Here is a 13,383-nt window from a genome sequence, read left to right on the forward strand (position 1 = left end):
ATTAAAAGAATATATTCCGTATCCGGATTCTATATTTATAAGTAGTGAAACGAATTTATCTAAAAATTATATTGTAGGTAGGAAGATTGATGCCACTAATCCCAATATGTTCTTTGTGTACAATAGGAACACCGGAAAAACCTTGAAAGCAAAATGCCCTATTACTTTAAATGAATCTGTATCAGACTATAACTATACCTTTGCATCAATAGTTGCATTAAACGAACAACAAAACCGTATTCTTGTAGGAATGTATTTTTTTGATTTGATTCATGTCTATGATTTGGAAGGAAAACACATCCAGACATTCAAATTTTCAGAAAAATGTATTCCCGATGTGAATAAAAATACGAAGATGTTGGCATTAGATAATGGCTATTCAGGCTTTACCAGATGTTTTCCTACAGAAAAGTATTGTTATTTGTTACGTATGATTGTTAGCCCAATGGCAGAGAAGACAGAAAGTATGTTGATCCAGACGGATTGGAATGGCAATATGATAAATTCTTATCGTTTTGTTGATAATGTATCGGGACAATTTTATATAGATGAAAATGCCCACAAAGTATATATTATACGAAACGAGTGGGATGCAGACATAAATGAGGAAGTATTTGATATCGTATCTTTCAATCTGAAATAACCCTAATATTGTTCGTACTTTAAAATATAAGTTTGAAAAATATAATTATCCTGTTAGGTATAGGTACTGATAAGATAATAAGTTTAATAAATTGAATCGTTTTCTATAAAGATCATTTAATATTGTAAGTTACTATGAATAGATTAAGCATGTTTGCATATGGATTTATTGTTTTTTGTTTTGCATCCTGTTCTCCAAAACATAATAAAAGTTCGGAAACCAATCATTCTGACTTAGAAGGACTACAGATCAAAAAGCATATATTGCCCGAGGCCGATATCTTGAAATTGAAGTCATATTATTTATCTGATTACTACCAAGATACTATAGAATGGTTATACGGCTATAATTTTAAGTTACATGCACTGGATTGTTTCAATTTACGAAACGGAAAGCTACTCAGTTATCCTTTTACACAGAAGGACACTCGGCTGTCATCAGTCCTATTACAGGCTTAATGGTTTGTTCCCCCGACTCTATTTGGGTAGTGGATGCTACTCAAAGTGCTCTATTGCTGAATGGTAATGGCGAATTGTTGAGAAAGGTAAAACTCTCATCAAACTTACCTTCCGGCCAGTCTGTGATGGTGGAACGTAATTATGCGACTTCTACAACGGATTTGTACTACGACAAGGTTCGTCATTCTTTACTTTTTGGCATAAGAAACGCATCCACGCATCCTGTATCATTTGGGGTACGTGAAGTCTTTCTGTCTGACTCAATTCCTCCTGTGACCTATGCCCTTCAGCCATCGGTAGAGATATCAGACATAGGAGATGGTGATTATGCCAATATGAATCGTCCGAACATAACCTTTACATCTGATAAAATCTTGTATAATTATCCTGTAGAATCTCATGTGTATGTTATGGATCGGAAGAGTGGAAAAACTGAGATCCACGAAGCGTATAGCCGTTTCTGCAAAAACAAGGCGGATAAGTGTGAGTCAAAGGAAGATTATACGAAATGGGAGAAACACGGAGTGGTAAATCCTCATTTTTATGAAGTGGGTTATTTGCCCGCACGCGATATGTACATTAGGCTGCATGTAGGCGAAGAAGAATACAATACATCAAAAAAGCTGAATGACATATTGGCCGGTAGGAAGTTATATCTGACCGTATTCGATAATCAGTTTAATATTTTAGGTGAGAGCGAACTGGCTACAAAACGTTATAGTTTGTTGACCGGTTGGTGCATGACATCGGATGCGCTTTTGCTATATGTTGACAATCCTTTATCAAATGAGAACAAGGAAGAAAATTTTGAATACGATGAGTTAAGATGGTAAGAAAGTAGGATATGAAATATTTTGTTTCAGAACTAATTGTAAACCTTGTATTTCTCATACAAGGAATCTTCTCTGAATCACAAAACAATTTTATTAAAGGATAGAGTGAAAATATACTATGAGAATGATGCAACGCAACATTTTTACATTATTAATGGCGGTCGGGATGCTGTGTTCTTGCAGCAGGCAGGAGACGACCGAGGTATATACATCTTTCGATGTGACAGATACATTGGTGGCAGACGTACACCGGATTCCTCCGGTCATGCTGTATCCGAGGAGTATGTTTCTGGCAGACTCCTGCCTGGTGGTGTTCAACGACAAGATGGATACTTGTTTTCAGGTGTTCGACAAAGCCGGACTCAGGTATCTGTACAGCTTCGGGGTACGGGGCGAGGGACCGTCCGATTTCCGAATGCCGTCCAACCAGATTGTGGGAGAGCGTTCCGGTCGGACTTATGTATTGGATGTCAACGAAGTGAAGGGCATCTCACTGGCCGGTGGAAAAGCGGTCGTGTCTGCCTGCAAACTCCCGGTACAACGCAGTTATTACAACGGTTTGCTGATGTTGGCAGACTCGGCTTATGTGTGTGAAACCGACTTTGAAGAGGAGAAAGAGTACCTCTTTATCCGTCCGGACGGCACTGCCGAGCAGCAGGTCGATTATCCGGAAACGCCCGACCGTTTCGGTTCTGTACTGGCTCGCAACCAGGCGTATGGACGTATTGCCGCCGCCCATCCTTCAGGCGAGCGCTTTGCCTCGTTCTATACTTCGGACCGCCGTTTCCGCATCATAGACAAGGCCGGTCGTCTGCTTCGGGATGTCACATTGGATATAGCTCCTAAAGACGACCGCATTCCGGTCGAACCGGACAAACGGAGAATCTATCCTTTGGCCGTCTGCGCAACGGAACGGTACATTTATACGCTGAACCTTGACATGACACCCGAAGAGATCAGGGAACGTAAGGCTTGTCCGTCCGTCCAGATATTTTCGTGGGAGGGTAAGCCCCTGAAGCGGCTGTATCTGGACCGCATGATCAGTTCGTTTGCCATTGACGAAAAGGAACAGACCATTTATGGCGTGTTTGCCGAAAATGAAGACGAGATTTATACGTTTGACATGTAACAGATTACGCAAAGAAACATTGAAAAAATAGAAACGTGGGTATGGATATGAAATCTTATTTGTATGGGTTGTTGTCGCTGTTTTTATTGGCAGGATGCACATCCCAATCCGTCGAAGTGCCTTTTCCGGCTTTTGAGCGGAAAGCGGCTTTGAAGGGGGACATGTTGGAATGCAAGGAGATCATTGCTCCGGATTTTATTGCATTGAAAGGAAAATCGATGTTCGTGGCAAGCAGCAGGAGCGACACGATGCTGTGGCGGTACGAATTGCCCGATTTGATACTGCAAAGCGGATGGGGCACCAAAGGACAGGGCAAAGATGAAATAGGCCTCTTCCCGATGTTTTGCCGAAGTTTTTCGGATACATTGTATGTATGGGGCTACACGCCTGTTACGATAAAAGCAATGGTCACCGACGGACAGGCAATGAAGGCAGCCCACGCACTTCTTCTGCCGCAATACGACAATTTCAACCAGATGCACATTCTGCGCGACTCTTTGCTGGTTTACAGTACCGTTTCTACCGATTATACGATCAAGAAGATAAATCTGATAACCGGAAAGCCAAGCGGGCAGATAACGATGGAACGCGATGAGCATGGCGAAACTTTTTTTGACAGCCATCGCGGAATCATGTCTGCCAACGATGACTTTATAGTCTATGCATATAGCTATAAGAAACAGATAGACCTATACCGGGTTTCGGACATGACGTTGTACAAGCGTCTGGTAGACAAAGACGTGAAGTCTGAAATCCGCATGGGCGGCATGCAGCATACCGTACAGCGCTATCTGAACGTCATGGCAGGCCGGAAGTACATTTATGCCTTGTACGACCGACAGGAGAATGGCTGCTGCCTGGAAGTATTGGATTATGAGGGCAGGGGAGTAGCCCAATACAGTTTCGATGTAGCTCCCTTCCTGTTCGATGTAGATGAGGAAAACAATATGCTCTATGGATTCAATGGAAACTATGAGAACTATTTTATCCGATATAAGTTGCTTTTTGATTAAAATAAAAAAGAATGAATACACGAATCGTGCTTTTAGGTTTTGTCCTTATCGGAATGGTGGCCTGCAAGCCATCGGCTTCTTCCCCGGATGCGGAAGGGAAGACAATCACCGTAGCGGACAGTCGTATCTTGGAAAAAGTGGATCTTTATGAGTTAGTGGACAGTGTCAGCTTACGATTCGTCAACCATTAACCATTCATCATTAACCATTGTAAAATTATCGGTTTAACTCTTGAACTTCTTAACTACCAAGCAGAATTTTACTTGTTCAAATTCTTAAAATAAAGAAATATGAGTATTATTTCCTTATGCTCTTCCCACCGGACTTTCGCCTTACCGGCGTTTCTGTCCCGACTGTCTGGCGGTTTGTCCGCCGCGTTTGTCCTTTTGTGGCTCGCCGCCTGTTCCCGTCCTCTTCGCGAGAGGGTGACTGTTTACGACGGTTTCCCGCAAACGGCAGAACTTGCAGGCACACCGCTGCCTCTCGATACCGCTGTGTTCCACTATCCCTTCCGCATCCGCGTGCAGGCAGACCGTGCCGTGGTGATGGATCTTCATGGTACGGACCATTTCTTCCACGCCTTCAGCCTTCCCGACTTCCGTCATCTGGCTTCTTCCGGCCGCCGTGGCGATGGCCCTGATGACCTGATTTCCGCCGAAAACATGCGTTGGACAGGCGACACGCTCCATGTCCTCGATTCCGGCAAGTCGCAGGTCGCGCATTTTGTGTTTGCTCCTTCTGCCGACTCGCTGCTTCGCGTAGGTACGGTCAGCCTCGACCGCCAACTGCTTCGTGCGCTCGATTTTTTCAGCATCAACGACTCCACTTGCCTCGTTCCCGACTATTCGGGTGACAGCCGCTTCTGCGTGGTGAACCGCGACGGCCGCCTGTTACGCCGGTTCGGCTCCATCCCCACGGCCAACGAAGACGCTTTGCTCCACTCCCGTCCGGCGTTGGCACAAGCCTGGCGCAGTTTTATCGACTACAATCCCCGCAACGGTGTGTTGGCCGCTGCCACCCAGTTGGGCGAGGTGCTTGAGTTATGGAACCTGCGCGACAGTACGCATACGGTGCTCCTGGGACCCGGTGGCGAACCGCAGTTTCAAGTACGTCAGGGGTATGGCATCCCTACAGGCATCATGGGGTTCATCGACGTACAGGTGTGGCAGACAGTGCCGTCTATGCCATTTTTCAGGGAACTTCGTTCAAGGAAATTGGCCAAAGCATCCAACAAGGCGAAAGCCTGCAGGATGGTGGCCGTTACCTTTATGTGTTCAGCCTGACAGGAGCACCCTTGCGCTGTTATGTACTCGACCGTCATGTGTGTGGCATTGCGGTGAACGAAAAGCGGAGGATATTATGGACTACAGATGTCAACAGTGATGAACCTGTGGTAGAGTTCCGGTTGGATGCTACAGACTGATGGACATACCACATTATCATCATTTCTTTATTTATGGACATTCGTCTGTTGGTCTGTTCGGCACTATTTCTGACGGAAGTATTTTGTCATCGTTTTTTAGTCATTGTTTGTTGTTTCGTGTAGAAAGAACAATTATTTTTGCGAACAAAATCTTAAGTCGGAGATGAAAAGAAAAAAATCTGTAAGGTGGATAGAAGGAGGTATAGCCATCCTGTTTGGTGTCGTTTGTGTCTTCTTGGTTGGCAAGTATTATTACAATGTCCATATATCTTCATTTAAAGGAACAGCACGGCAGGAGTGCACAAAGGTATTGGAGCATGAGCTTTTGAAAAGAGACAATATGAAAGTATCGCTCTACTCCAACCGGTCACAGGCGGTATTGTCCAAGGAAGAGATGGTGAAGGACACGGTGAAACTGAATATTACGGGGGTGGGTAAGCGATCGTATGCGATACCGCTCCATCGTCGGTTGAACAACCTCGAAGTGTTGCCGGAATACCGGGTTATGCAATCTTATATCTTGTTACTTTCGCCTTTAAGTGCCGACACGTTGCTACATTCATGGCAAAAGTCGGTGTCCGACTCCGGCCTCCGTTTATCGGTTCGTGTAGGTGTGACCGACTTTTTCGAAAAAGAAACCTTTTCCTATGCCGGCGATACGGTGCATCTGGCAGATGCGGATAGCCTGTTTTCCTGCTATCTGGGGATGCGGAGCGAAGTGGAAGTCACGGGGTTTGCAAGTTATCTGTGGTATCGCATGTTCACCGAGGACGAGTGGTACACGTTGTTTTTCCTGTTTTTTACAGTGTCAGGTCTTGTGATGGTCGTTGCCAATTTTCGGTCGGTTCTCCGTTGGATCAGAATCGGCTTGCATAAACTTTTTCCTTCTTGGATATCCCTACCGACAATGGAAACGGCAAAAGAGGCTTCGCCTGTGCTGGTGGTGCAGGGCTTGACGTTCTGTCCGAACAACCATATGCTGATAGGAGAGAACGGAAAAACGAAACTGAATCCTCAGATGTCTTGTTTGTTTATGTTGTTTGCCAAAGCGGAGGGACATCAGCTGCCCAAAGTGGATATCATGGAGCATTTATGGCCTGATGGAAATTGTACTATCCATTCCCTCCATTCTGCTATTTCTCGATTGCGTAAGGAACTACACGCATGTAGTGATGTAGATATTCTGGATGTGAGTGTCGCCTATAAGTTGTGCAGGCCCAAGGAGGATGAAATCGTAATGCCTACGGAACAACCGTAATTACATTTTATTTATTTCGAAGTTTTTCTTCGCCGCCGATCGATCTTGGCGAGACAATAAAAATGTACGGATAGGGGGGGGGAATCTGCTGCTCTCTTTCGTTTATTTTTGGTAAGATTCTGATCGTCTATTCCTTTTTTATCTATATGATATATAGTGTTTTGATATTTTTTGAGGTGCTTATTGAGTAATTTTGAGCTATTTTTTTAGGCTATTATCAGCTGGTTGCCTACCTTTATCCAGACTAACAAATAAAACTACTGACATGAAAAGTAAAAAGACAAAAATTTTGTAGGTTGGATTGGCTCTTGTGGCTTCCGTTTATGGCTTTAGTGTACAGTCATAAAACAGTTAGTTCTTTTTTCCGAGAAAGTGATGCGGCGAATGTAGAAAGTTGGTAGATAATTAAACTACTTTCCAAGATTGTACTGGAGGAAGACATTTGTATACATGGGTTTATGATACTTAGGTTAGTCACTGGTAACTTTTTTCTTTAAATATACTATGATTTTTAATTATAAATACGTATTGTTAATCATCTAAATATGAAACAAATATGAAAAATGTAGCTTTACTTATTTTGTGTGTTCTGTTAAGGGAATCCGGTAAAACTGTTGAAGTCGAGTAAACGAATCACTTGTCTGGCTGTGGACGAAAAAGAAGGAGTAGGATATTGCATCATTCGCGATCCGGAAGATACATTGGTATCTTTTAAGTTGAGTGTATAAACATTTGTAATTTGGTTGATAGCAAAATGTACTTTTATGAGAGGTTTTATGCTCTGCCCGACTACCGTCATCCGGATAAGTTGGAGGAGATGAAGCGGATTGTGCTGACGAAAGAGCCCAAGGTGATGTCGACCGCCATCCGCGAGATGCGCGAGGAGGTGGAGAAACTGGAGTGAGCGGTGCTTGTTGCGCCGGCTAACTGCCCATATTACGCGGCTAAAGTAGGTGGTTACGTCTGCCAAGTGGCACTTTAGGAGGGTGAAAGATGGATACGCGGACGACGAGGAGGGGACGGACGAACACGGATGAAAAGGAGAAAAGGGGAAATTGGGTTCACGCTTTCAACAGGTAAAATAGTATTGATAATCAGATGGATATGGTGAAGGATAAAGTTTCACGTTGATTCAATTAAAAATGAATAATTAAAAATTAAAATCCGCGTTCATCCGCTCATTCCGTGTAGTCCGCGTATCCATTCTTTGCATTACAACATCTTTATTATCATTCGCTTACGGTGAAATTTTTACAGACAGGCTCTTGCACTCACAGGCTGTCACCCACCTGTTTTTTTCTAGTTAGGAAAAAATTATTTCCTAACTGGGCAGTAATTTTTTCCTAACTGGGCAGTAATTTTTTCCTAACTGGGAAAAATCATGGCAAGACTAGTATCAACTTTCATCCCTTTGTAGAAATCCGTTCCACCCGTATTTAAAAATTCAAATCCGCGTTCGTCCGCCCCCTCCTCGTCGTCCGCGTATCCATATTTCACCACAAACAGCTCACCCACAGGATATTACGACAAAATTTCACCCTGCAAACTGGTGAAAAATACCACAGAAGACACGGATGATCACGGATTAAACATGGCGGTGGGGTAGTAGTATAATAATGTGTAAGGGATAGAGACGCAAAATTTTGCGTCTCTACAGTTTGCATATAAATTAATCTGACAAATCTGTGTAATCCGTGGATTATTGACAGTTTATAAGGTTTTGATTTCCTCGACTATGAGTCCGGTGATTTGGGCTATAGTTTCGATTGGAATGCCGGCGGCTTTCATGGCAGTAGCGTTTTTTAGACGCTCTTCCCTAATGCCTTGTTCTCTTCCTTGTTCTCTTCCTTCTTCTCTCCCTTCCGCTCTTCCTTCCGCTCTGCCCTCTGCCCGTTCTGTCTGAATATTATCCCGGAGGATGACGATATTGTCCAAGTGGCGATAATAGGCTTTCAGTTCATCCTGACTCATACGATCCAGTTGCAACTGCTCTTTCACGGTCTCCAGTCCCGGTGCGGTGGCACCTTCCGGCACTTCGCCCGTGTTCAGATAGTAAATCCATTCTTCCAAAGGCGTTTTTGCCACACGGTTGAAGTCGTTCACCTTCAGTATGTAGTACTCCGGATAAAGCTGGCTCACCTGATCGACCTTGAAAGTCTGACGCTGGAATGGCGAAAGCTCCAACAGGTCGCCCTCGTGAATGCCACGGAACTCCGTCTTGCCATGGTAAACAAAATCCTTTCCGTGCCCTAACGAGAAATAGACGATGTTCACGCTATACACCTTGCGCACTTTTTCATATCCCTCGCCACGGTTGATATATTCCGTCACCAGTTTCGACGCACCGAACAGCATGCGCTGGAAGTAAGCATACTCGTTGTTGTTTTGCACTTCTATCAGGATCAGTTCGCCCCGTGAGTCCTCGGCAAGCATGTCCACACGGTTATACTTGTCATACTCATCCTCCTGGTTGCTTTCGCTTTCCAGCAACTTGCAGATTTTCACCTTATCTTCCAACAACGTGGTCAGCAGTCCTTCCAATACAGCATAATTGGCCTTATTGCGCAACAATCGCTTCATGGCCCAGTCGAAACGGATGTAATTTGCCATAGTCTTTCAAAATGAAGTTCATAACGCAAATAAACGAAGTTCTTGCTACATTTCCAAACATTGAAAAGAAATATTCGTTTGACATGACGGGGGATATTCACCACAGATGACACGGATGATTACGGATTGGATGTCGGGTAAAATGTAGTTATATGTGTGTATGCCCTAAAAAGAAATTTTATACTCTTAATATTAAAAATGGTCTGAATACTTTCCATGACCTTTTTTTTTGGCTATTTTTGTAGGATAAAACAGATGGGATAGTTATAAACGAAAAAACCCGTTCTTGATGAACGGGTATATCCTTAACTTGGTTACGTGTTTTGATAACAGAGGCTTTACCAAGCATTACGATGCAAAGGTACGGTTTTTATTTGAACAAGCAAAATGAAATATAAAAAAGTAGTCAGATTATATTCTAATTCGAGAGTTTCCAAATATTATAAGGCGACCAACCGCAACAAAAGCAAGGCGGTCATGCTCTATTTTGCCAACATGAAGATAGCACAGGCATTTCATCCCTTGCTGTCTTCCTTTGAGGTCATATTGCGTAACCAGTTGCATTATGCTCTGGCACGCCATTTCTCCGACGGAAACTGGATTATCAACCAGAAGGCCGGATTCATGGTTGCTTCTTCCCTGACATATACGAACAAACGGACAAAGAAAAAAGTTATCAATGACTATATCTTAAAAGAAGTTCTGAAAGCAGAAAAGAAAATAGCCGACCGGGGTGTCAAGGTTACGACTGGCAGGGTAATAGCTGAACAGACCTTGGGATTCTGGAACAGTTTTTATGAAACGCACCACTATGCGCTTTTGGCTGGTGTACCATGCCGGATTTTCAAGAAGCTGCCTTCCGGGTACGGACGAAAGGAGGTTAACGATATTATAGTGCAGGTTCGTGAACTGCGCAACCGCATCAACCATAACGAGCCGATATGCTTCGTAAATAGAAAATGTGACTTCTCCTATGTGAAGAATATGTATGTGATAATCAGCGACTTTCTCACATGGATAGACCCTGAGATTATGCCCTCGCTAAGAGAGGTGGATAAAGTATGTAAGATAATAGAAAAAGAAGAAAATAAACAAAAACAATGACTATGTAAAAACTAATTTTTCGAGGTATCACCTTAGAGTTACTTTTGTCCAAAATGTTGGTGATACCCCGTATGGGGCGTTTATGAATGTGTATGTGAAGGTGTGCGCATGTATACATAATGCCCCTGTGTCCTCCGTGGTGCATGAGAATGAAGTTGATTAATGTTGATTATTGTTGATTATTCCACACCCACCCACTTGACAAAGGGCTTTTGATGTTGTATCTTTGGGGACAAAAACCTAAATCGCTATGAATCTGATTACAAACCTGAAAAACTGGTTCCTTCCTTGGAACAATGCACACAAGAGTCCCACAACCGGTACGCCGGCAGCCAGCCCCGCCGCTCCGTACGAACAACTGCTGACCGACCTGCAACACGTCTGCCACCGCCTGCCCGAGGGTGAAATCTTCGTAGTGATGGGCGGCGGCGAATTCAGCGTCCGCATGACCTGGACACCCGACGACCGTGCCAAAGGCGAACAGAAGCGCATGTTCAGCCTGAACGGCGGAAACGAAATCATCGAATGGGTGGATGCACAACCCGACGAAACCGCCGAAGCACGCATCCTGACGATGGAGCAACCGCCTGTTATTGAAGAGGATACGGTGAAAGATGCGGAAAAGGAAGAGGTAAAAGACGCTCCCCAAGAAGAGGTCACCGCACCTGCTGAAGAATCTCCTGACCAACCCGAAAAGCCCTCGCGCCAGCAACAGATGATGCAACGTCTGACGCGCTACCTGAAGCTGCACTACGCCTTCCGCTACAACCTGCTGACGGAACGCACGGAGTGCGCCCGCTTGGACACTACCAACACAGCCGATCCGCACCACCTTATTTATACCCCCGTGGACAGCCGCACGCTGAACGGCATCGCCCTCGACGCCATCGACAGCGGCGTGGACTGTTGGGACCGCGACGTGAAACGCTACGTGGAGTCCGACCACGTGCAGGCCTACCATCCGTTCGACCTCTATTTCAAGCACCTTCCCGCATGGGACGGCACCGACCGTGTGACCGCCCTGGCCAAACGGGTGTCCGACAACAACCTTTGGACACGCGCCTTCCATCGCTGGATGCTGGCCGTCACCGCCCAGTGGACAGGTCGTGGCGGAGAGGGACGACGCGCCAACAGCGTGGCACCGCTACTGGTCAGCACCGCACAAGGCTTTGGAAAATCCACCTTCTGCCGCCTGCTGCTTCCGCCCCAGTTGCGTGACTACTTCACCGAAAGCTTCGACCTGACCAACGCCACGGCGGCGGAGAACAAACTGGCCTCGTACGGACTCATCAACTTGGACGAGTTCGACCGCCTGCCCGCCAGCCGGATGCCCCAGCTGAAGAACCTGATGCAGATGGAAGCCTTGCGCGTACGCCGTGCCTATCGCCGCACGGCAGAGGCACTGCCCCGCATCGCCTCGTTCATCGGCACCAGCAACCGCCGCGACCTGCTGACCGACCTTTCGGGCAGCCGCCGCTTCATCTGCGTGGAGGTGGAACGCCCCATCGACTGCACCACGCCGGTGGATTATGAACAGCTCTACGCCCAACTGCTGCACGAATTGGAGAACGGCGAACGCTGCTGGTTCAGCAAGGAAGAGGAGGCCGAAATCCAACAGGCCAACCGCCCATTCTACCGCGTCACGCCCGCCGAAGAGTTGGTCAGCTCGTGCTTCCGCTTCACCGAGCCGGGCGAACAAGGTGCCCGCCTGATGTCCGCCGCCGAAATCTATGCCACGGTGAAGCGCAAGAATCCCGCCGCGCTGAAGGACTGTTCGTGCACATCGTTCGCACGGCTGCTGGCGCAGCTGGGGCGCAGGGTGCATACGAAGTATGGGAACGGGTATTGGGTGGAAGCTTGCTCCCGGCCCCTCTCCCAAAGAGAGGAGGGAACGGAGCGGGAGTAAATCTGGCGGTATGTTTTCCATCCTCTTCACTCATATACGTCTAATTATGAAGAAAATAGAATTGTAAGATATTGATTGTAAATCGCTTTTAGTGGGAGCTAAAGACGCAAAAAAATTGCGTCTCTACACGGAACGAGGCAGATTCAAGATAGGTTATCTGATCCATCTCCGTGTAGAGACGCATTCAAAACATGTGCTGACTCCTGAGCAGGTATGCGCTTACTTCTTCAAGCGCAACACGCGGATGCCTGTCCATTTATCGTTGTTCTTCAGCATCTGCGACAATGCGATACGCGATACGGTCACCTTTTTCTCGGTAGAGGAAGCATGAAGCAATCCCAGTTTGCCATCCACATAGAATGCAATGCCCATGTGGGCAATGTCTAATCCCGGAATATTGGTGGTAATGGCTATGATATCGCCGTTCTTAATCCACGGCAGTCCGTTGACCGGAAGTTTGTCTTCAGGGATATAATGAATCTCTTTCTTTGACAGTTCATTTTCTATTTTCTTGATCTTTCTCATGTCCTCGGGCGAATCGGCCAGTTTCCAGTACTGTTCCGGATGGGTGCTCATGTAGTTGACCGTCACTTTCTGCGTATAAGGGCTCTTCTTTTCGGTGATGTCTTCCAGAAAACCGTTCCGGATGCCATTCTCCGCCCAATCGGTGATGTAATGCAATCGCGACGCATATCCGTCGATACGTCCGTCACGATAACGGATTCGCTGAACATTGTTTGCGAAATCGCCCTCGGCCACCTGTCCGTCCTCGGTCGGCGAAAGCGCCATGGCCAGCGTATATTCGACAAACGTGGTGCAATCCATTTCGTCGCAATTGACAACCAGATCTTCCTTGACTTCCCCGTCCAGCGTATGGGGCACATAAGGGACATCCAGGAAACCGAGGCCATAGCTCAACACCGCCTCACCCGGATCTTCCTGAGCATAAGTCGAAATAAAAGGTATAGCCATACACAGTATGCTACACAAAGTCTTTGTAATTATT

The 13,383-nt window shown here is 45.9% G+C and carries 10 protein-coding genes and 2 pseudogenes; 10 read left to right on the plus strand and 2 right to left on the minus strand.

Annotated elements, in window-relative coordinates; genetic code table 11:
• From Q3C19_RS15310 to Q3C19_RS15345, 8 genes and pseudogenes are all read left to right on the plus strand, one after another.
• A pseudogene (locus Q3C19_RS15310) lies at positions 1-643 on the plus strand (hypothetical protein); the annotation flags it as partial.
• Between the two features lie 487 nt (positions 644-1,130).
• Positions 1,131-1,934, plus strand: coding sequence for a DUF4221 family protein (locus Q3C19_RS15315; protein WP_302730453.1), 804 nt, complete (start codon positions 1,131-1,133; stop codon positions 1,932-1,934).
• 118 nt (positions 1,935-2,052) lie between these two features.
• Positions 2,053-3,063 carry a hypothetical protein gene (locus Q3C19_RS15320; RefSeq protein ID WP_302730455.1) on the plus strand — a complete coding sequence of 337 codons (1,011 nt, stop codon included), beginning with the start codon at positions 2,053-2,055 and terminating at the stop codon, positions 3,061-3,063.
• 47 nt (positions 3,064-3,110) lie between these two features.
• A complete protein-coding gene (locus Q3C19_RS15325; protein ID WP_302730457.1) occupies positions 3,111-4,076 on the plus strand; it encodes a hypothetical protein in 966 nt (321 codons plus the stop codon).
• Between the two features lie 11 nt (positions 4,077-4,087).
• On the plus strand, positions 4,088-4,267 hold the full coding sequence (locus Q3C19_RS15330) for a hypothetical protein (RefSeq protein WP_277122217.1): 180 nt from the start codon (positions 4,088-4,090) through the stop codon (positions 4,265-4,267).
• A 153-nt stretch (positions 4,268-4,420) separates the two neighbouring features.
• Positions 4,421-5,499: pseudogene (locus Q3C19_RS15335) on the plus strand (BF3164 family lipoprotein).
• A 163-nt stretch (positions 5,500-5,662) separates the two neighbouring features.
• Positions 5,663-6,757, plus strand: coding sequence for a hypothetical protein (locus Q3C19_RS15340; RefSeq protein WP_302730460.1), 1,095 nt, complete (start codon positions 5,663-5,665; stop codon positions 6,755-6,757).
• Positions 6,758-7,511: 754 nt separating this feature from the next.
• Complete coding sequence (locus Q3C19_RS15345) at positions 7,512-7,661, plus strand: hypothetical protein (RefSeq protein WP_277122241.1); 150 nt, start codon at positions 7,512-7,514, stop codon at positions 7,659-7,661.
• Between the two features lie 806 nt (positions 7,662-8,467).
• Here Q3C19_RS15345 and Q3C19_RS15350 read toward each other — a convergent pair.
• Positions 8,468-9,367 (minus strand): Rpn family recombination-promoting nuclease/putative transposase, encoded by a 900-nt coding sequence (locus Q3C19_RS15350; protein WP_277122221.1) that lies wholly within the window; start codon positions 9,365-9,367, stop codon positions 8,468-8,470.
• Positions 9,368-9,754: 387 nt separating this feature from the next.
• Here Q3C19_RS15350 and Q3C19_RS15355 point away from each other — a divergent pair, with 387 nt between their 5' ends.
• Together Q3C19_RS15355 and Q3C19_RS15360 are read left to right on the plus strand one after the other, a co-directional pair.
• Positions 9,755-10,471 carry an Abi family protein gene (locus Q3C19_RS15355; RefSeq protein ID WP_071149649.1) on the plus strand — a complete coding sequence of 239 codons (717 nt, stop codon included), beginning with the start codon at positions 9,755-9,757 and terminating at the stop codon, positions 10,469-10,471.
• A gap of 250 nt (positions 10,472-10,721) precedes the next feature.
• Positions 10,722-12,377 carry a VapE domain-containing protein gene (locus Q3C19_RS15360; protein ID WP_302730463.1) on the plus strand — a complete coding sequence of 552 codons (1,656 nt, stop codon included), beginning with the start codon at positions 10,722-10,724 and terminating at the stop codon, positions 12,375-12,377.
• 219 nt (positions 12,378-12,596) lie between these two features.
• Here the strand turns inward: Q3C19_RS15360 and Q3C19_RS15365 are convergent, their stop codons facing one another.
• Positions 12,597-13,349: an N-acetylmuramoyl-L-alanine amidase-like domain-containing protein gene (locus Q3C19_RS15365; RefSeq protein ID WP_302730465.1), complete on the minus strand. Its 753-nt coding sequence runs from the start codon at positions 13,347-13,349 to the stop codon at positions 12,597-12,599.
• Positions 13,350-13,383: the final 34 nt, after the last annotated feature.

The sequence above is a fragment of the Bacteroides sp. ET489 genome (assembly GCF_030518095.1).
GTDB classification, from domain to species: domain Bacteria; phylum Bacteroidota; class Bacteroidia; order Bacteroidales; family Bacteroidaceae; genus Bacteroides; species Bacteroides ndongoniae.